The sequence below is a fragment of the Pseudomonas sp. P129 genome, assembly GCF_020312195.1.
GTDB classification, from domain to species: Bacteria; Pseudomonadota; Gammaproteobacteria; order Pseudomonadales; family Pseudomonadaceae; genus Aquipseudomonas; species Aquipseudomonas fragariae.
The window spans coordinates 19,479-40,758 of sequence record NZ_JAGPYS010000005.1 but is presented as its reverse complement, the minus strand read 5'-3'; the positions used below and the strand labels follow the sequence as shown (position 1 = coordinate 40,758).

Genomic DNA, 21,280 nt, shown 5'->3' with positions numbered 1-21,280 from the left:
TAAAGGAAACCGACATGCGCCTCGACCGCCTCCACCTGCAGAATTTTCGTTGCTACGAAGATGCTCATTTCGACTTCCAGCCTGGGTTCAATCTGGTGGTGGGGGTTAATGGCAGTGGGAAGACGTCGTTATTGCTGGGGGTGGCGGGATGCTTCGGGAATCTACTTGGAAGCATTGGCGTCCATCAACCATCGATAGCCGAGTCCGATGTTCGGTTCGAGTTAGTAAAGTTCGAAGACAGGATTCGTTTTGAGCGCAGCTATCCTCTTGTGTTGACTGCCCAAGGTGGCGCGTTTGAGCATCAGGAATGGCACGTATCGCTAGAACGCAGCAGTCTTCAGACAAATTTTAGCGCGCTGAACAGTCTCGTATTTTCGGAAAATCTGATCAGCATCGACGGCGCTACTCACGGGGATTTGCCTGTATTCGCCGTCTATCAAGCCAATCGACGCTGGCTGACGATGAGTGTAACCGCTGAGCATGCTGCACAGAGCAAACCATCAAGACTGGATGCCTACACCTCTTGGTTCGATGCCGCTTCCAACTTGAAAAACTTCGAGACCTGGTTCATCGGCAAGACACTGGAGCGCTTTCAAAGACTGGCCAGAACGGGTTTCCCTGGCATTCTCACCGACGAACTCACCTGGATCAATTCAGCTATCCAGTGCGCACTGCCGGAGTCCAAGGGCATAGAGTACGACATGGAAATGCGGGGGCTGATGGTGGACATTGATGACCGAAAAACCCCGTTCAACGACCTGAGCGACGGGCAACGCGGAATGGTCGCCCTCTTCGCCGATATTGCCCGCCGTATCTGCCTGCTAAATCCGCACATGGGGAAGGATGTTCTAAGCAAGACAAACGGCATCATCGTGATCGATGAACTGGACATCCACCTTCACCCCGGCTGGCAACGCACCATTGCACCCGCGCTGAAAAAAGCATTTCCCAGCATTCAGTTCATCGCTGCCAGCCACTCGCCACAGGTCATCGGCAGCCTGCAACCGGGCGAGGTCATCCTGCTGAATAACCATGACGGCTCTCACCCAAGAGCAACCTACGGCCTGGACTCCAGCAGCATTCTGGAAGAAGTCATGGGCGTGCCTCAGCGTGAGCCTGAAATTGAAGAGTTGCTCGATCAGCTATTCAGCACTCTGGAAAACAACGAGCTTGAAAAAGCCAGGTCGCAGCTTGATGCACTGAAGAAGAAGGCGCCCGATCTACCAGAGTTCGCGGGTGCCGAGGCGCTACTCAAACGCAAGGAGATCATTGGACGATGAGACGCATCATCAAAGGAACTGAGCCTGCGTCATTCACCGAATGGAAAGCCAGTGCAAACGAAGACTGGACGCCCACTTATCCAACCTTGCAGAACCCGCAAAAACGCGACCTGCATGATCGCCTGCTGCAAGAGCAGAACTTCTCATGCTGCTATTGCGGCAGGGAAATAGAACTTGATAGCAGTCACATCGAACATTTCAGACCGCAGGATCATTATCTGCCATTGGCACTGGAGTTCAGCAATCTTCATGCGTCCTGCCTGCGCGAGACCACACCAGGAAGCCCGTTGCACTGCGGCCACTACAAGGGCAACTGGTTCGATGAAGACCTGCACATCTCTCCGACAGAGGACGATTGCGAACAGCGCTTCCGTTACTTGCTGACAGGGAAAATCCAGAGCACATCCCACACCGACCTTCCCGCCACGACGATGATCGAAAAGCTCGCACTCGATATCGCGTATCTGACCAAAAGACGTCAGGAGGCCATCACGGGTGTGTTCGATGAACAGTTCATATCCAGCGCCAGCGATGCGGAACTCGCTAACCTTGTAGACAGCCTGCGCTCGGGCACCGCTAATACCTCTATTGCTTTCGGCCATGTCGTTGCGCGCTATGCGGAGCAATTGCTGACGCAGCGGTAGGCCGCGCCTCAGCGCCTCTCTCCCATTAGCGAGGCACGACCCAAAAAAGAAAATTATTTTCATATATTTGTTTATATTTCATTTTCGTGTAATTTATTTTCATAACGAAAACAGAGATAAAAATAATGAATACCTGTGATCGCCCTGAAATGCCCCTGCTCCACCTTATTGCGTCATCCCTGCCGAGTACTCCCGAGTCGCCTTCAGGCTGACAGCTTCAGCTGTTGGTGTTGCGCCCTCGCCTACCCACTTTGCAAGGAACCGTCGCCATGTCGCCGTCACCCGGTATTTCGCTATTGGTCTACGCCGCTGTCGCCATCATCGCCTTGATCGTGCTGATCGCGCGTTACCGCCTCAATCCGTTTATCGTCATTACGCTTGTTTCGGTCGGTCTGGCCCTGATCGCCGGAATGCCGGCCAGTGGCGTGGTCGCCTCTTATGAAGCGGGGGTTGGCAAAACGCTGGGGCATATCGCGCTGGTCGTGGCGCTGGGCACCATGCTCGGCAAGATGATGGCCGAGTCTGGCGGCGCCGAGCAGGTGGCGCGCACCCTGATCGATCGCTTTGGCGAACGTAACGCGCACTGGGCCATGGTCTGCATTGCGTTTCTGGTGGGCTTGCCACTGTTCTTCGAAGTCGGCTTCGTTCTGCTGGTGCCGATCGCCTTTACCGTAGCCCGGCGTGTCGGGGTGTCGATTCTGATGGTCGGCCTGCCGATGGTCGCCGGTCTTTCGGTGGTGCATGCGCTGGTGCCGCCGCACCCTGCTGCGATGCTCGCGGTGCAGGCGTATCAGGCGTCGGTAGGACAAACGCTGTTCTACGCCATCCTGATCGGCATCCCCACGGCCATCATCGCCGGTCCGGTGTATGCCAAATTCATTGTCCCGCGCATCCACCTGCCGGCTGAAAACCCGCTGGCCAAACAGTTTCTCGACCGCGAGCCACGCCAGAAGCTGCCCAGCTTCGGCCTGACCATGGCGACGATTCTGCTGCCGGTGGTGCTGATGCTGCTGGGTGGCTGGGCCAACCTGATCAGTACACCGGGTAGCGCGTTCAACAGCTTTCTGCTGTTCATCGGTAACTCGGTGATTGCCCTGCTGCTGGCCACCCTGCTGAGCTTCTGGACGCTGGGCATCGCGCAGGGCTTCAACCGCGACTCTATCCTGAAATTCACCAACGAGTGCCTGGCACCGACCGCCAGCATCACGTTGCTGGTAGGTGCCGGTGGCGGCTTGAACCGCATTCTGATCGACAGCGGCGTGACCAATGAGATCGTCGGCCTGGCGCAGGACTTTCATCTGTCGCCCCTGCTGATGGGCTGGTTGTTCGCGGCACTGATGCGCGTTGCCACCGGCTCGGCGACGGTGGCGATGACCACGGCATCGGGCATCGTTGCACCTGTGGCGATGGGGCTGGGTTATCCACACCCCGAACTGCTGGTGCTGGCGACGGGTGCAGGCTCGGTGATCTTTTCCCACGTCAACGACGGTGGGTTCTGGCTTATCAAGGAGTATTTCAACATGACTGTCGCGCAAACGTTCAAGACCTGGACGGTCTTGGAGACGCTGATTTCCGTCGTCGCTTTCGCCCTGACGCTGGGCCTGGCGCAGGTGCTTTGAGTGGACATTCTGTACCAGATACGTGCCCGTCAGGATTCCTTCAGTGCGGGAGAAGGCCGAATCGCCAGGCTGTTGCTCAGCGATATCGCCTTCGCGGCCAGTGCCAGTCTGGATGAGCTGGCCAGCCGCGCCGAGGTCAGCAGTGCGACGCTGTCACGTTTCGCGCGCAGCATCGGTTGCCGGGATCTGCGCGATTTGCGCCTGCAACTGGCTCAGGCCAGCGGCGTCGGCAGCCGCTTTTTGCATCCGCAACCGGCGCCGGAGCAGTCGGCCTTTTTCGCCCGGATTGTCGACGACATCGAAGCCACCCTGCGCCAGCACCTGGCAGGCTTTGACGCGACACGCTTTGCCGCCGCCATCGCCTGCGTCACCGATGCACGCATGATTCACACATTCGGCATGGGCGGTTGCTCCAGCCTGTGCAGCGAGGAGCTGCAAACCCGGCTGGTGCGCCTGGGTTACCCGGTGGCCGCCTGCCGCGACCCGGTGATGATGCGCATGGTCGCCGCTACGCTTGGCCCGCAACACAGTCTGATTGTCTGCTCGCTCAGCGGGCGCCCACCGGAGCTGCTCGACGCCGTGACCCTGGCGCGCAGCTACGGTGCCCGCGTGCTGGCCATCACCCTGCCTGACTCACCGCTGGCACAACTGGCCGAGGTCGTGCTGCCGTTACAGATTGCTGAAACCAATTTCATCTATAAACCCACCGCAGCGCGTTACGGCATGCTGCTGACCATCGATGTGCTGGCCACTGAACTGGCGCTGTCGAGCCCTGAAGACAACCAGGAGCGGCTGCGCCGGATCAAGCTTGCGCTGGATGAATACCGTGGCGGCGAAGATGGCCTGCCGCTGGGAGACTGAACCATGTTTTATGACCTGATCATCCGCGACGCACTGGTCATTGATGGCAGTGACACACCGGGGGTACGCGCCGATGTGGCGATCAGCGACGGGCGCATTCAGCGCATCGGCAGTCTGGCCGGTGACAGTGCCCGGGAAGAAGTCGATGCGGCCGGTCGCGTGCTGGCCCCAGGGTTTATCGATGTCCACACCCACGACGATACGGTGGTCATCCGCAAACCCGACATGCTGCCGAAAATCAGCCAGGGCGTAACGACCGTCATCGTCGGCAACTGCGGGATCAGCGCGTCGCCGGTCTCGCTGAGCGGCAATCCGCCCGACCCGATGAACCTGCTGGGCGACGCCGCTGCGTTCATCTATCCACGTTTCACCGACTACCGCTCAGCGGTTGAAAACGCCAGGCCAGCGGTGAACGTGGCGGCCCTGATCGGCCATACCGCCTTGCGCAGCAACCACATGGATGACTTGTTGCGCAGCGCCAGTCCGGAAGAAATTGCCGCGATGCGCGAACAGTTGCGTGACAGCCTGGAAGCCGGCGCGCTGGGGTTATCGACCGGCCTTGCCTACGCCTCGGCGTTTTCGGCCGAAACCAGCGAGGTCAAACAACTGGCGGAAGAGCTCAGCGCGTTCGGCGCGATTTACACCACCCACCTGCGCAGCGAGTTCGAGCCGGTGCTGGAGGCCATGGCGGAAGCATTCGATATAGGCCGCCATGCGCGCTCACCGGTCATCATCTCGCACATGAAATGCGCTGGTGCCGGCAACTGGGGACGCAGCCCGCAACTGCTGGCAGCCCTGGAAAAAGCCGCGCAGGACCATCCGGTAGGTTGCGACTGCTATCCCTATGCGGCCAGCTCTTCGACGCTGGACCTCAAACAGGTCACTGACGCATTTCGCATCACCATCACCTGGTCTACGCCGCACCCGGATCAGGGTGGCAGGGATCTGCAGGACATTGCCGCCGACTGGGGGCTGTCATTGCTGGACGCCGCACGCACGTTGCAGCCTGCGGGTGCGGTGTACTACGGCATGGATGAAAGCGATGTCGAGCGCATCATGTCTCACCCGCTGGCGATGATCGGCTCCGATGGCCTTCCGGAAGACCCGTTTCCCCATCCGCGCCTGTGGGGCGCGTTCCCGAGGGTGCTCGGGCATTTCAGCCGCGACAAGGGGCTGTTTGCGTTGCACACCGCCGTACACAAAATGACCGGGCTGTCGGCCGCGCGCTTCGCCCTGCACGAGCGCGGCCTTATTCGCGAAGGCTACTGGGCGGATCTGGTGCTGTTCAATCCGCAAACCGTGCGAGACGTGGCGGACTTCAAAGATCCTCAGCGAGCGGCGCAGGGCATCGACGGTGTCTGGGTCAACGGCCGCTTGAGCTATGCCGACGGCAAACCGCAAGGCGAGCGACAGGGCCGATTCCTGCCACGCAGCGGTTCGCTGCGGGAGGGCTTTGCGGATGCGAAAGCGCCGACGTAGTCGTCGGCGCTGAAAAGGGAAGGATGACCCTGGTGCGTACAGGGTTACCAGAGGTAGGGAAACAGGAACTCGATCGAGTGCCGGGATAGGTTCAGGGCTACCGGCTTGCGGCCGTCCAACGTTATCAATCCCTCTTTGGCCATCTGGCTCAACAGACTGCGTGTGGTGCGCTCGCCGACGCCCAAGCGGGCCTGAATATCAGCGCGCTGCTGATCGCCCTGGTAGAGCAACGCCTTATAGACATCTCGGGCCTCTATACGGAGTTCAGGAAGAGTCTCGCCCTTGCTGTCCGAAAGCGCGCGACGGCTGCGCATCTCGAAATAAACGTCGATCCGCTCGTCAAGCCTTTCCGGTTCAAGCTGCGCGCTGAAGTATTGCACCTGATCCAGGGCAGTCTCCGTGAAGAAACGGGTCCAGCGCAACAGGCCACTATCCGAAAGCTCACCCCGCCCGTCCAGCTCACCTTTGCGCGGGTGGTCGGCGGCGCCAAGCATCTCGTAGTAGGCGGTGACGTTGCGGGCAAATCCACGGCTCATGGACCACAGACCATACCCACCAAAGCCAGCTGCCTTGAGGTACTGATCCGTGAACAGGCGGCCGGTGCGACCGTTGCCATCCATAAATGGGTGAATCCACATCAGCCTGTGGTGCGACGCTGCAGCCGCAAAGAAGCCCGAAAGGCCGTGAATCCAGTCCAGGCGGTACATTCGCTCAAAATCGTTGAGGTATGTGGGCATCTGCTCGACGGTTGGAGGGATGTGCTTGCCGACGCGAACCCCCAGATGCCGGAATTCGCCGGGGACCATACGCACGGTATCGCCCTTCTCATTGAGTTGAATATCCAGCATATCTTCGGGCACGCCAACATAGAACTCGCGGTGCATGCGTGAGATAGCGCTCTTCGTGCACACGTCGACCTGATTGATAGGCTCATCGGTAAGTCGACGCTGGGCTTCAATGTGACGCTTGATCTCCTGCAGGTCCTTTGCACCCTTGAACTCCTGAGGAGCCTCCTCGGCACGCAGAATGTCGGCGGGAATCGTGGAGTTACCCTCGATCTTGTTGCTGTAGTAAGAATTCACCACCCGAAGCAGATTCATCATCGGCAAGCGCAGCGGGCCCGGAATTTTCGCGTGGAGGGCCGCATCGAGCCGCATGATCTGGACGACCTGATCCTGCAAGTCATCGGGCGCTTTGTCTTGGGGAATGTACGGTGTGAATGCCATTTGCCGGTTTTAAACCCCACCTAATGCCCCTATTTATAGGGGCTGGGTAATTTTTAACCGGCTATTTTTGCCGGCTTGCTTGCCGGCAATTTATCACTCCTTGTCCCTAAGAGCACTACCGTCGTCCGATGACCAGCGATCAGCCCTGAGAATCAGCAAGAGGAATAGTCTTTTCTATTCCTCTCCCATAGGTTCAGCTCTCAAAAACCAACATCGTCAGCCCAGCAACTACTGGTGATACTGCGCCGACAACTCATGCACCGCGTTGATGAACGCGCCGGCATTGGCCGGGTCGACTTCAGGGGTGATGCCGTGGCCGAGGTTGAAGACGTGGCCGGTGCCGCTGCCGTAGCTGGCAAGGATGCGTGCGACTTCCTGGCGGATGGCTTCCGGGCGGGCGTAGAGTACGGTCGGGTCCATGTTGCCTTGCAGCGAAACCTTGCTGCCGACACGCTGACGCGCTTCGCCGATGTCGCAGGTCCAGTCCAGCCCCAGGGTGTCTGCACCGATGTCGGCGATGCTTTCCAGCCATAGACCGCCGCCTTTGGTGAAGACGATGACCGGCACCTTGCGCCCGTCGTTTTCGCGGATCAGGCCGCTGACGATCTTGCGCATGTAGGCCAGCGAGAACTCCTGATACGCCGCCGAAGACAGGCTGCCGCCCCAGCTGTCGAAGATCTGCACGGCCTGCGCACCGGCCAGAATCTGGCCATTGAGGTAGGAGGTGACTGACTGCGCCAGCTTGTCGAGCAGCAGGTGCATGGCTTGCGGGTTGTCGTAGAGCATGGCCTTGGACTTGCGGAAGTCCTTCGACGAACCGCCCTCGACCATGTAGGTCGCCAGCGTCCACGGGCTGCCGGCGAAACCGATCAGCGGTACACGACCGTTGAGTTCGCGGCGAATGGTGCTGACCGCATCCATCACGTAGCCCAGATCCTGCTGCGCATCGGGGATCGGCAGTGCTTCGATGTCAGCGAGTGTACTCACGGTTTTCCTGAAACGCGGGCCTTCGCCGGTTTCGAAGTACAGCCCCTGGCCCATCGCATCAGGAATGGTCAGGATGTCGGAGAACAGAATCGCCGCGTCCAGCGGGTAGCGATCCAGCGGCTGCAGGGTGACTTCACAGGCGAACTGCGGGTTCTTGCACAGGCTCATGAAATCCCCGGCACTGGCGCGGCTGGCGCGGTATTCCGGCAGGTAACGACCTGCCTGACGCATCATCCATACCGGCGTGACGTCTACGGGTTGCTTGAGCAAAGCGCGAAGGAAACGGTCGTTCTTCAGGGCAGTCATGTCGGCATCCGCAATAAAAGTGCCGGCATTTTCTCAGAGCTCGACGCAAAAGGCACGGCGAGAGCCGTGCCTTTTGTCTATCGAGGCGATTTGCCAAGCCAATTCAGCGGCTTGCGCTGCGCAGGTCTGAGCTATTTGTGCGGATCCTTGACGTCGACAGCCCTGATGATGCCCTTTTCACCGGGTTCGAGTATCAAGCGCCAGGCTCCCCTGCCGGTACTCCTGCCAACACCGGGAAGATCGAGCGAAAAACCTGTTTTGCCGTGTTTATGCAGACTGCCGTTGCCGTCCAGTTCGAATCGCTCTGTTGCCTTCCTGACTGCAACGACGAGGTCATCTTCGATGTTTTTCTGAGCGTTCTTGAAGTTGCGACTTTCAAAAAATCCCTCCAGATCAACTTTATACCTCCTGACGCGGCTACCGTTTTCCGGCGATCCGCTATCACTGCCCGAGCCACTGGAGGACTTGGGTTTTGAATGCTTCTTGCCACCGCGCAAACCTGCCGAGGCGTGTACCCACACATTTTGCCTGTCGAGCTGAATCGGCAATTGGTAATAGGCATCCGGCCGGCGCGGATCGATCACCCGCCAGACTGCGGAATCGGCGTCGTACCTGACGGCATAGGCCTTATCGTGTTGCACGGCATAAAAACGGCTTGGCGCGTCTTCCCGGCTTTTTTCGTAAACGCCTTTGTAAAAACCGTCATCGCGTAATTTCAACCCGCCGGGGATTCTTGCCACGGCTGTTCTCGGGTCGAGCACAGAGCGACCAATGGAGGTCGCTGCGGGCGTCCTGACCTGTCGCCCCTTGGGCAGCGCCAATCCATCGGCCAGTAGTAGCGCCGCCTGAACGAAATACAGCGGGGCGCTTGCCTTGTCATCAGCCGTTGTGGCAACGCCCTGCCATATGGCATAAAAACTGCGCAGCGCGGCCATCGGCAGCCTCACCTTGAAAGGTGCGAAGGTGAGCACGATATCGCCAATAGCCTTGGTGATTTCCCAGGCGCTCTCCCAATTGGTTTCCCACGTGGTATTGGTCTGTTCATCGACAGCAGAAATCACCCGTGCGACTTCAGACTCGTAAACTGCATCGAGAAAACTACCAGTGCAGGGCTGCAGTGCCATGAACAGCGTGTCACGGCCAGAGGTCAGGACGTGCCTGACATGGCCCCGGGACGCCAGAGGAGCCCTGCTCACCAGATAGTCCAGCAATTCAGGCTCAAGCAGTACTTGTTGCTGAAGTGCCTGCGCATCGCTCATTTCCCGGAAGCATTTGCCGTCGGGTACCTGCGGGGTGAACAGCACCAGGCTGGCCACGCTGGAAAGAGACTCCGCGCCGACCAGCAGTATGCCGCTCAATGTCACACCATTGATCGACAACTGACTGACCTGAATGCGGTGCCCCTCCACCGCCGCACGATCGCCACCTTCAGACGGGTGATCCAGTACGGCGGCGAGCCATTTGTAACCTCTGTTCGCCAACTCGGGAGGGAGCCCTCCATCGCCAAGAAAGTCTCCGGCCATTTTTGCTTCGAGGGCGTCCAGACGCATCTGTGCGCGCATGACGCTCGCGAAACGTTCGCGGTGCCATTGCCCGGCTGTCGAGGTCAATAACTCGGTGTTGAGGAATCGGACATGGTTTTCGCCGACGTTCAGATCACGAATCAGGCTGAACAGATAACCGGCGCTCAAAAAGCTGATCAGTTGTCCATGATCGTCAAACGCGCGACCGGTGAGCAGAAAGTTGATATCGGTAACGGCAATGTTTTCCAGAGACAGCTCCGTCAGGCTGCGCTGCTGCGTTTCAACATTCGGCTCGATCTCTGAAGGACCGACGTAGGTGTAATCCGTATCGATGATAATGCCTGGGTCAATCTCGATGCTCGCGGTGTGCACAATGACAGCGTCAGGGTCGACTGCAACCCCGTGGTCGAGCAGGATTCGCGCCCGAAGTTTCTCGCGCGCGTAGTTGCGCAACTGCTCGGGCTCTCCGTATCCGGAAGGATCGAGCAGGTCCGGTGCCTGAGCTTCGAGCAATGCCTGAGTGTAATCCTGCACCGCCGCTTTCCAGCGATGCTTTTCGACATCGGCCGCGGCCGCGAACCACTCGGGTAGAAACCCGCTTTCGATTTCGGTCGGCTTTCCGGGGTCAAACCAGCCGCGATTTTCCTTGATGGCAAGACGAGTCAGCAGCTCGCGAAACCCCTTCACGTCCTGTTCGAACTGCATGCCCAGCAATGCTCGTTCTTCGGCCTTCAATTGCGCACTGATCGCCAGATAAAAGCTGTCGGTGCCCTCCTTGAATGAAGTGATTTCACCGTTGCCGGTGTCCTGTGCACGGTAATTGCCGTAGTCGTCATGCAGCAAAACGATGCTGGTATCGTCAGGGCCTGGCGTGACATACAGGCTCATGCCGTACTCGATGATCACCAGTGCTCGTCCCAGGGTGTCCGTCAGCAGCTGACTGGCAAGGCGGCGGGCCAGCTCGTCCGTATAGGTATTGAAGCTGCGCGTTCGCGCCAGACCATCAATGGCCAGACTGCTGCTCCACTCATCCAGAGAAATGTTCAGCGCTTCGCCAAAAGCGTCCGGCAATAGTGTTCTCTCCAGAAAGCCGGTTTCTTCCTGCTCCGTCAACGGCATCTGATCCAGCAATTCCTCGAGGCGTGCGACCGGAACCTCTGGGCATAAGGCACACAGCACGCCCAGCGCCGGAGTCAGAAAAGCCTGCTGACGAACCCATAGGGGCAGAAGAGGGTTACGCGTGCGGGTATCCAGCTGGCTTTTTGAAACGTCCTCATTCGCCGCCACAAGGGCATCGAACAACAGCGGCCTCTGGTCTTTTGCCAACCCGGCGATTTGCTCACGCAGGGTTACTATTCGTCCGGCGACACTGTTGCTGCCCGGAAAGTTACCTCCCGTCCCGAGGTCAGAACCCACAGGCAACTGGCTGAAGATCAAGTGCAGCAGCGGCTCATCATCGGAGATCGGAACATCATCCGGCGCAATATAAGCGTCAGCGTTTAGCGTCAGGAGAATACTGCTCTGAACGACGCTGTCATCGCTGCCCTTCAGGAAAACCGCGAGCACTTCGTCGCTTTCGTTGTGAATCCTGATCGACAGGTCTGCTGGCCATTCAGGCAACTGAACCAGCAAGGCAAACAAGGCGTCATCGCCGTCATCCGGAAAAAAATCTTTTTCTGTGAAGCGCTCGACGAACTGGTCGATGATGCGGTCTGCCCGTTCCCGGTTCCGGTGTTCGCGAACGGCAATGCTACTGGGCGTGAACCTGTCCGGCCCGAGAGATTGCTGTTCAGTGGAGCGCGCAAGCTTGCCCCTGGGTGCTGCTTTCAACACGGCTATTTCCTTATAGCGACATGGAGGGCGGGAGTGCCTGTGTGGCAATTGACCTCCCGATGAAAGCGCAAGAGCCTAATGCTTTCCGGGGGCAGTGACCGGGGGCGGAAACAAGCGTTAACAATCGAATATCACGCCCCTTACGGACAGGTCGTGATCGGAGAATCGGAGTTATTTCAAAAGATCTCAAACCCGCCCTGCCGAGCGAGTTGCACCGAGTTCAGGGAAGAAGTGCCAGGCGGGATGTCAGAGACATTGGCACAGTGCCTATGAAGGGTAGACGCTTGTTATCGGGGTGCGCGTCAGCAACGACACACCCCGGCAACACAAGGCTCAGACGCCCAGGTAATCCAGAATCCCTTCAGCCGCATTACGGCCTTCGAAGATAGCGGTCACCACCAGGTCAGAGCCGCGCACCATGTCGCCACCGGCGAAGATCTTCGGGTTGCTGGTCTGGTGCTTGTACTGCGCCTGTTCCGGGGCCACGACACGGCCCTGGCTGTCGGTGCTGATGGTGAACTGCTCGAACCAGGGTGCCGGGCTTGGGCGGAAGCCGAAGGCGATGACCACGGCTTCTGCCGGGATGATCTCTTCGGAGCCCGGAATAGGCTCGGGACTGCGACGACCACGGGCATCCGGTTCGCCCAGGCGCGTCTCGACCACTTTCACGCCTTCAACCTTGCCCTCGCCGATGATGGCGATCGGCTGACGGTTGTAGAGGAACTTCACGCCTTCTTCCTTGGCGTTTTTCACTTCCTTGCGCGAGCCAGGCATGTTTTCTTCGTCGCGCCGGTAGGCGCAGGTCACTGACTTGGCGCCCTGACGGATCGAGGTGCGGTTGCAGTCCATCGCCGTGTCGCCACCGCCCAGAACCACGACCCGCTTGCCCTTCATGTCGACGAAGTCTTCCGGGGCCTTTTCAAAGCCCAGGTTGCGGTTGACGTTGGCGATCAGGAAGTCGAGCGCATCGTGCACGCCCGGCAGATCCTCACCGGGGAAGCCGCCTTTCATGTAGGTGTAGGTGCCCATGCCCATGAACACCGCATCGTATTCTGCGAGCAGTTGATCGATGGTGACATCCTTGCCGACTTCGGTGTTGAGACGGAATTCGATGCCCATGCCGGTGAACACTTCACGGCGATGGCTCAGCACGGATTTCTCCAGCTTGAATTCCGGAATGCCGAAGGTCAGCAGACCGCCGATTTCCGGATTCTTGTCGAACACCACCGGGGTTACGCCGCCACGCACCAGCACGTCGGCACAGCCCAGGCCCGCAGGCCCTGCGCCGATGATCGCGACGCGCTTGCCGGTCGGCACGACCTTGGACATGTCCGGACGCCAGCCCATGGCAAAGGCGGTATCGGTGATGTACTTTTCGACCGACCCGATGGTCACCGCACCGAAACCGTCGTTCAGTGTGCAGGCACCTTCACACAGGCGATCCTGCGGGCACACGCGGCCGCAGACTTCCGGCAGGGTGTTGGTCTGGTGCGACAATTCCGCTGCCGCGAGGATATTGCCCTCGGCGACCAGCTTGAGCCAGTTGGGAATGAAGTTGTGCACCGGGCACTTCCATTCGCAGTACGGGTTGCCGCAACCCAGGCAGCGGTGCGCCTGATCGGCGGACTGCTGGGGCTTGAAAGGCTCGTAGATTTCCACGAACTCTTTCTTGCGTTGACGCAGCAGTTTCTTCTTCGGGTCTTTACGTCCGACGTCGATGAACTGGAAGTCGTTACTGAGACGTTCAGCCATTCTCTGGAGCCTCTTTGCGGCAGCTTCAAGCGACAAGCTTCAAGCTGCAAGAAATCAATTCAGTTCAATTCACAGGGTGGCAAACTTGCGGCTTGAAGCTAACCGCTAGCAGCTGCTTTTACTGCGGATTCGCCCGAGTGCTGGACAGCAGCGATTTCAGGTTGGCAGCCTTGGGCTTGACCAGCCAGAAACGACGCAGGTAGTCGTCCAGGTTTTCCGCGATATTGCGGCCCCATTCGCTGTCGGTTTCCGCGACGTACTCGTTCAGGACGCTTTGCAGGTGAGTGCGGTATGCCTCCATCGATTCGCCGCTGATACGCTGGATCTCGACCAGTTCATGGTTGACGAGGTCAACGAAGGTGTTGTCCAGGTCGAGCACGTAGGCGAAACCGCCGGTCATGCCGGAACCGAAGTTGTAGCCGGTCTTGCCCAGTACGCAGACGAAACCACCCGTCATGTATTCGCAGCAATGATCGCCAGTGCCTTCAACCACAGTATGGGCACCGGAGTTACGCACGGCGAAACGCTCGCCTGCCGTACCTGCCGCAAACAGCTTGCCGCCAGTTGCGCCGTACAGGCAGGTGTTACCGATAATCGCGCTTTCGTTGGTCTTGAACGGGCTGCCCTTGGGCGGCACGATCACCAGCTTGCCAGCGGTCATGCCCTTGCCGACGTAGTCGTTGGCATCGCCTTCCAGGTACATGTTCAGGCCACCGGCGTTCCACACGCCGAAGCTCTGACCGGCAGTGCCCTTGAAGCGGAAGGTAACAGGTGCCTTGTTCATGCCCTGGTTGCCGTGCAGTCTGGCGATTTCGCCAGAGATGCGCGCGCCGATCGAACGGTCGCAGTTGCAGATATCCAGTTCGTAGTCGCCGCCGCTGAGCGACTCGATGGCCGGCTTGGCCATCTCCACCATCTTCTCGGCCAGCAAGCCCTTGTCGAACGGCGGGTTGCGATCCACCTGGCTGAACTGCGGTTTGTCGGCCGGAATATGGTCGCTGCCCAGCAATGGTGTCAGGTCCAGATGTTGCTGCTTCTCGGTTTCGCCCGGCAGGATGTCCAGCAGGTCGGTACGGCCGATCAGCTCTTCCAGCGAGCGAACACCCAGCCTGGCCAGCCACTCGCGGGTTTCTTCTGCCACGTAGGTGAAGAAGTTGATCACCATGTCGACGGTGCCGATGTAGTGGTCCTTGCGCAGCTTTTCGTTCTGAGTTGCAACGCCGGTGGCGCAGTTGTTCAGGTGGCAGATACGCAGGTATTTGCAGCCCAGCGCGATCATCGGCGCGGTGCCGAAACCGAAGCTTTCGGCCCCGAGAATGGCAGCCTTGATCACGTCCAGGCCGGTTTTCAGACCACCGTCGGTCTGTACCCGAACCTTGCCGCGCAGGTCGTTGCCACGCAGGGTCTGGTGGGTTTCGGCCAGCCCCAGCTCCCACGGTGCGCCGGCGTATTTGATCGAGGTCAGCGGCGATGCACCGGTGCCACCGTCGTAACCGGAAATGGTGATCAGGTCGGCATAGGCCTTGGCGACACCGGCGGCAATGGTACCGACTCCCGCTTCTGCCACCAGCTTGACCGACACCAGCGCCGCCGGGTTGACCTGCTTCAGGTCAAAAATCAGCTGCGACAAGTCTTCGATGGAATAGATGTCGTGGTGTGGAGGCGGCGAAATCAGCGTCACGCCCGGTACTGCATAACGCAGCTTGGCGATCAGGCCATTGACCTTGCCACCCGGCAGTTGCCCGCCCTCGCCCGGCTTGGCGCCCTGCGCGACCTTGATCTGCAGCACATCGGCATTGACCAGATACTCGGGCGTGACGCCAAAGCGGCCTGTCGCAATCTGCTTGATCTTGGAGCTGCGCACCGTGCCGTAACGGGCCGGGTCTTCGCCACCCTCACCGGAGTTGGAGCGCGCGCCCAGGCGGTTCATCGCCTCGGCCAGCGCTTCGTGGGCCTCGGGCGACAAGGCACCCAGAGAAATACCGGCCGAGTCGAAGCGCTTGAGGATTTCGCTCAGCGGCTCGATTTCGTCGATGTTCAGCGGCTGATCGATTGTCCTGACCTGCAGCAGGTCACGAATCATCGACACCGGACGCTGGTCCACCAGCGAGGTGTATTCCTTGAACTTGCTGTAGTCACCCTGCTGCACGGCAGCCTGCAGGGTGCTGACCACGTCCGGGTTGTAGGCATGGTATTCGCCACCAAACACGAACTTGAGCAGGCCGCCTTGCTGGATCGGCTTGCGCGGGCTCCAGGCTTCGGCAGCCAGCGCCTTCTGTTCGGCTTCGATGTCGACGAAGCGCGCGCCCTTCAGGCGGCTCGGCACGCCGCGGAAGCTCATGTCGCAGACTTCCTCGGACAGGCCGATGGCTTCGAACAACTGTGCGCCACGGTAGGACGCAACGGTCGAGATGCCCATCTTCGAGAGGATCTTGAGCAGGCCCTTGGTGATGCCTTTGCGGTAGTTCTTGAAGACTTCGTACAGATCGCCCAGCACTTCGCCGGTACGGATCAGGTCGCCCAGCACTTCGTAGGCCAGGAACGGATAGACCGCCGAGGCGCCGAAGCCGATCAACACGGCGAAATGGTGCGGGTCACGCGCCGTCGCGGTTTCGACCAGGATGTTGCTGTCGCAGCGCAGACCCTGTTCGGTCAGACGGTGGTGAACCGCGCCGACCGCCAGCGAGGCGTGCACCGGCAGCTTGCCCGGCGCAATGTGTCGGTCGCTCAGCACGATCAGCGTATGACCGGCACGCACGGCCTCTTCGGCCTGATCGGCAACGTTGCGCACAGCGGCTTCAAGGCCCAGGCTTTCATCGTAGTTCAGGTCAATGATATGGCGTTCGAACCCTGGACGCTCCAGGTTCATCAGCGAGCGCCATTTGGCTGGCGAAATGACCGGCGAGCTGAGGATCACGCGCGAGGCGTGCTCCGGCGACTCCTGGAAAATATTGCGCTCGGCACCGAGGCAGATTTCCAGCGACATGACGATGGCTTCGCGCAGCGGGTCGATCGGCGGGTTGGTCACCTGCGCGAATTGCTGACGGAAGTAATCGTAAGGCGAGCGTACACGACGCGACAGCACGGCCATTGGCGTGTCATCCCCCATCGAGCCTACGGCTTCCTGGCCCTGCTCGCCCAGCGGACGCAGCACCTGATCACGCTCTTCGAACGTGACCTGGTACATCTTCATGTACTGCTTGAGCTGCTCGCTGTCGTAAAAAGCCGAACCATGGTCGTTGTCTTCCATGGTGGCCTGAATGCGCAGGGCATTCTTGCGCAGCCATTGCTTGTACGGATGACGCGACTTGAGGCGGTTGTCGATGGCATCGGTGTCGAGGATCTGACCGGTTTCGGTGTCCACGGCAAAGATCTGCCCCGGACCGACACGGCCCTTGGCGATGACATCTTCGGGTTTGTAATCCCACACGCCGATTTCCGACGCCAGGGTGATGTAGCCGTTCCTGGTCGTGACCCAGCGCGCCGGGCGCAGGCCGTTGCGGTCGAGCAGGCAGACCGCATGACGACCTTCGGTCATGACCACGCCCGCAGGGCCGTCCCACGGCTCCATGTGCATGGAGTTGTACTCATAGAACGCCCGCAGATCCGGGTCCATGGTCTCGACGTTCTGCCACGCAGGCGGAATGATCATGCGCACGCCACGGAACAGGTCGATGCCGCCGGTGACCATCAGTTCGAGCATGTTGTCCATGCTCGACGAGTCAGAACCCACGCGGTTGACCAGCGGGCCCAGCTCGTCCAGGTCCATCAGATCGTTGGTGAACTTGGTGCGCCGCGCCTGTGCCCAGTTGCGGTTGCCGGTGATGGTGTTGATCTCGCCGTTGTGGGCGAGGAAACGGAACGGCTGCGCCAGCGGCCATTTCGGCAGGGTATTGGTGGAAAAGCGCTGGTGGAACACGCAGATAGCGGTCTGCAGACGCTCGTCGCTCAGGTCCGGGAAGAAGGCCGTGAGGTCGGCCGGCATCATCAGGCCTTTATAAATGATGGTCTTGTGCGAAAAGCTGCAGATGTAGTGATCGGTATCGGCGGCGTTGGACACCGACGAGCGGCGACGCGCACTGAACAGTTTGATGGCGAATTCCTGATCGCTCAGGCCCTCACCGCCAATGAATACCTGCTCGATTTTCGGCAGGCGCTCCAGCGCCAGGCGACCCAGAACGCTGGTATCGATCGGCACCTGACGCCAGCCCACCAGATCCAGGCCTTCGGCGAGGATTTCACGGTTCATGTTTTCGCGTGCGGCGTCGGCCTTGGCGTCGTCCTGATTGAGGAACACCATGCCCACAGCATATTGGCGGGGCAGATCGACGTCGAAGTGTTGCTTGGCAATCGCACGCAGGAAGCCATCGGGCTTCTGAATCAACAGACCGCAACCGTCGCCGGTCTTGCCGTCGGCGTTGATACCGCCACGGTGGGTCATGCAGGTCAGGGCCTGAACGGCCGTCTGCAACAGGTGATGACTGGGCTCGCCCTGCATATGAGCGATCAGGCCGAAGCCGCAGTTATCCTTGAATTCATCTGGTTGGTACAGACCTGCTTTCATAGACACTTTCTCACCAGGCTGCCTCTATGCGAGGCAAATTTCCTTTTAATTCAACCAATTGCCTGTCACGCCGAACGTGCGCCAGCTTCGGACAGGCAAAACGGAGGTCATTGTACACAGCGACACAAGGGCTCACAAATTTAACGACGACTGGCTGATAATCAATGTCGCAATTATGAAAGTTTTAAAACGGGTCGCTGTGCTAGTCAAAGTATTTCTTCATGAATCTGACTGACGCGACGGGAGACTGTAAGGCGCTTGTAACGCAGACGCCGCAAGGCGCGGGCCGATAGGCCGCGCGCGCAGGCGGGTTAAGTCAGGCAGGTCGGCAAACGGCCCGGGTAGGGCCGCTGCGACTTCAACGAGTGGCGCCGAGCTCTTGTTGGACGCTGGCGACAGTACGAGGCCAAGGTTTACCAGCCTGAACCTTGGCTGGCAATACCTTGATGGCTGCCAGGGCGGCAGCGCGGTCAGGAAAGTTGCCGTACGTCACAACGTACAGCGGCTTGCCCTGCAGGGTTTTCTTGAAATAACGATACTCGCCACCCTGCTCTGCAACGTAGGCCTGGGCCGTCGCTTCGGAGCTGGTGCCGAGAATCTGCACCACGTAGTGGCCTGGAGCCTGGCTGCTGTACCAGCTACCGCCGGCAGCCGGTTTGGCGGCGGCCGCTGCCGGTTTTTCAGCCGGTTTGGCAGCCGGAGCCGGGGCAGGCTTGGCCGTAGCAACCTGAGTCTGCGCAGGTGCCGGCTTGGCCGCTGGCGCAGGTGCAGGTGTCGGCGCAGGGATGGACGAACGAGGCGTCTGCGCTGCGGCCTGACCTGCCGGAACACCGGCTGGAGGCGCAGTAGTGGTCACGGTCGGCGGCTGGGCAGGCGAACCTGTCGGCACGGCGTCTTCGTCGGAATCACTGGAACCGGCGGCTTCGGCCAGAGGACCGCGCATCACCGGTTGGTTGCCATTCATCGGCAACGGCATCGGCTGGGAATTGCCAGCGAATTCGATGGCCGGGCTGCCGTTGTTCGATTGTTGAGCAGTTGGCTTGCCTTCGCCCAGCGGCAGCTGCGCCTGAGCGGAAGCCGGGGCATTGGCGGGTGTACCCGTCTTGTCGCCGCGACCCGGGATCAGCACGGCTGCTGCCACGGCCACTATGACAACGGCACCCAAGGCCAATACGTGTTTTTTCGGCATTTTGAACCCCACACTTGGACGCTTGACCGCGGAACGACTCGCGATCATCGCCTCGATCATTGAATCGCGGGCTACCTGGTTGATTGCGCCAGGCCAGCCATCGGACTGTTCATGAATATCGGTGATCTGGTCGGCGGTGAACAACGCGATTCCCTGCCCTGCACCCTCCAGACGCTGAGCCAGATACTCCCGGGTTTCCTCTTCCGTATAGGGTTGCAGCTCGATGACGTGAAAGCGTTCGCCTTCGACATCGCCCTGCAGGTCGGCACACATCTGATCGAGACGATCGAGCAGCGATGGCTCTCCGAACAGGAATACATGCGGACGCCCTTCAGGCGTTCCCGCAGCAAGACCCAGCAACGCTTCGAGCGCCGAATCGCCAAGTTGTTCCGCATCGTCAACCAGCAGGTAGACTTCCTGACCGGTCAGCCCGAGCTGCACGACCTGCGACAGGATCGACTGCATTTCAGCCTGGGCGACGCTCAGCGCCTGCGCGACCTGCTGCAGCACGCCCGCAGCATCGCCGGCACCGCGCGCAGAAATCACGACACTTTGCACCGACTGCTTGTTGGTACTCGCCACCAACGCCTGGCGCAGCAGGGTCTTGCCGCTGCCCTGAGGCCCGGTGACCGCCAGCAGCAACTGGCTGTAGCGCGCCAGATGATGAAGCTGACCCAGCACAGGCTTGCGTTGGGCAGGAAAGAATTTGAAGCCAGGTACCCGCGCCGCAAAGGGGTCATGACTCAACTGATAATGGCCGAGGAAGGCCTCGTCGGCATGCAAACTAGTCATGGGGTTTCCGTTAACCTCTGAGCTGATCCACCAGGGCGCGATAATCCGCAACCAGAGTGGCCTGTAATACTTCTTTTGGATATTCGTCCGTGATAACCGCTTCACCCATCCGGCGCAACAGCACCAGACGCAAGCGACCGTCGATGACTTTCTTGTCGATCGCCATGTGTTCGAGGAAATTGTCTTGCGTCATGTCCTGCGGCGGCACGACCGGCAGCCCGGCACGCTGAAACAGGCGAATGCCGCGATCCCGCTCCTGCGTGCTGATCCAGCCCAGGCGCGAGGACATTTCCAGCGCCATGACCGTACCGGCAGCAACCGCCTCGCCATGCAGCCAGACACCATAGCCCATATGCGTCTCGATGGCGTGCCCGAATGTGTGACCCAGGTTCAATGTCGCACGAACACCGGACTCGCGCTCATCGGCGCCGACCACCAGCGCCTTGGCGGCGCAGGAACGTTCGATGGCCACGGTCAGCGCCGCCTGGTCCAGCCCGCGCAGTGCATCGACGTGCTCTTCGAGCCAGGTCAGAAAGGGTTCGTCGCAGATCAGGCCGTATTTGATGACTTCCGCCAGCCCGGCGGACAGCTCACGCTCGGGCAGGGTATTGAGCGATGCGGTATCGATCAGCACCACACTCGGCTGATAGAAGGCACCGACCATGTTCTTGCCCAGCGGGTGGTTGATGCCGGTCTTGCCGCCGACCGACGAGTCCACCTGAGACAGCAGCGTGGTCGGGATCTGGATGAAGTTCACGCCACGCTGATAGCAGGCGGCAGCGAACCCGGCCATGTCGCCGATCACCCCGCCACCCAGGGCGATGACCGTGGTACGACGATCATGACGGGCGGTCAGCAGGCCATCGAAAATGGTCTGCAGGGTCTCCCAGTTCTTGAACGCCTCGCCATCGGGCAGAACAATCGGCAGAACGTTGTAACCGGCCAGGGTTTGCGTCAGGCGTTCCAGGTACAGCGGTGCCACTGTCGTGTTGGAAACGATAGCTACCTGGCGCCCGACGATGTGCGGGGTCAGGAGCTCTGGCTGATCCAGCAGGCCTTCGCCAATATGGATCGGGTAGCTACGCTCACCAAGCTCGACCTTAAGTGTCTGCATGTGTCCCCACATTGATTACCGATTGGACGGTGTGTGCTTCAGCAGGTCATGACGCAAGGCCATGCACCGTCGCTGTTTCCGGGCGTCGAGAATAGCGCATTTTCGCCTGCG

At 59.8% G+C, this 21,280-nt stretch carries 12 protein-coding genes; 5 read left to right on the top strand and 7 right to left on the bottom strand.

From position 1 onward, the window contains the following. The first annotated feature begins 14 nt into the window (after positions 1–14). The 5 genes from KBY02_RS14020 to KBY02_RS14000 all read left to right on the top strand — a co-directional run bounded on the left by KBY02_RS14020 (position 15) and on the right by KBY02_RS14000 (position 5,883). Positions 15–1,280, top strand: coding sequence for an AAA family ATPase (locus tag KBY02_RS14020; protein WP_032620174.1), 1,266 nt, complete (start codon positions 15–17; stop codon positions 1,278–1,280). Next, a complete protein-coding gene (locus KBY02_RS14015; RefSeq protein ID WP_011266385.1) occupies positions 1,277–1,924 on the top strand; it encodes a retron system putative HNH endonuclease in 648 nt (215 codons plus the stop codon). The genes KBY02_RS14020 and KBY02_RS14015 overlap by 4 nt, the downstream gene beginning before the upstream one ends. 269 nt (positions 1,925–2,193) lie before the next feature. Continuing rightward, positions 2,194–3,543: a GntP family permease gene (locus KBY02_RS14010; protein ID WP_003403016.1), complete on the top strand. Its 1,350-nt coding sequence runs from the start codon at positions 2,194–2,196 to the stop codon at positions 3,541–3,543. Beyond that, on the top strand, positions 3,544–4,404 hold the full coding sequence (locus KBY02_RS14005; RefSeq protein ID WP_024651853.1) for a MurR/RpiR family transcriptional regulator: 861 nt from the start codon (positions 3,544–3,546) through the stop codon (positions 4,402–4,404). Positions 4,405–4,407: 3 nt separating this feature from the next. After that, entirely contained in the window at positions 4,408–5,883 is a 1,476-nt protein-coding gene (locus KBY02_RS14000; protein ID WP_096135380.1) for an N-acyl-D-amino-acid deacylase family protein, read from the top strand. Positions 5,884–5,927: 44 nt separating this feature from the next. Here the strand turns inward: KBY02_RS14000 and KBY02_RS13995 are convergent, their stop codons facing one another. The 7 genes from KBY02_RS13995 to aroB form a co-directional block, all read right to left on the bottom strand. Then, complete coding sequence (locus tag KBY02_RS13995) at positions 5,928–7,109, bottom strand: Fic family protein (protein WP_096135379.1); 1,182 nt, start codon at positions 7,107–7,109, stop codon at positions 5,928–5,930. A gap of 228 nt (positions 7,110–7,337) precedes the next feature. After that, positions 7,338–8,402, bottom strand: coding sequence for a uroporphyrinogen decarboxylase (hemE, locus tag KBY02_RS13990; RefSeq protein WP_024639381.1), 1,065 nt, complete (start codon positions 8,400–8,402; stop codon positions 7,338–7,340). A 131-nt stretch (positions 8,403–8,533) separates the two neighbouring features. Next, on the bottom strand, positions 8,534–11,758 hold the full coding sequence (locus tag KBY02_RS13985) for a dermonecrotic toxin domain-containing protein (RefSeq protein WP_096135378.1): 3,225 nt from the start codon (positions 11,756–11,758) through the stop codon (positions 8,534–8,536). Between the two features lie 333 nt (positions 11,759–12,091). Further along, a complete protein-coding gene (locus KBY02_RS13980; RefSeq protein WP_003403026.1) occupies positions 12,092–13,510 on the bottom strand; it encodes an FAD-dependent oxidoreductase in 1,419 nt (472 codons plus the stop codon). 118 nt (positions 13,511–13,628) lie between these two features. Further along, on the bottom strand, positions 13,629–18,074 hold the full coding sequence (gltB, locus tag KBY02_RS13975; protein ID WP_060409222.1) for a glutamate synthase large subunit: 4,446 nt from the start codon (positions 18,072–18,074) through the stop codon (positions 13,629–13,631). Between the two features lie 358 nt (positions 18,075–18,432). After that, positions 18,433–20,055 (bottom strand): SPOR domain-containing protein, encoded by a 1,623-nt coding sequence (locus tag KBY02_RS13970; protein WP_011266379.1) that lies wholly within the window; start codon positions 20,053–20,055, stop codon positions 18,433–18,435. Positions 20,056–20,065: 10 nt separating this feature from the next. Next, positions 20,066–21,169, bottom strand: a complete 1,104-nt coding sequence (gene aroB / locus KBY02_RS13965; protein ID WP_003403032.1) for a 3-dehydroquinate synthase — start codon at positions 21,167–21,169, stop codon at positions 20,066–20,068. Positions 21,170–21,280: the final 111 nt, after the last annotated feature.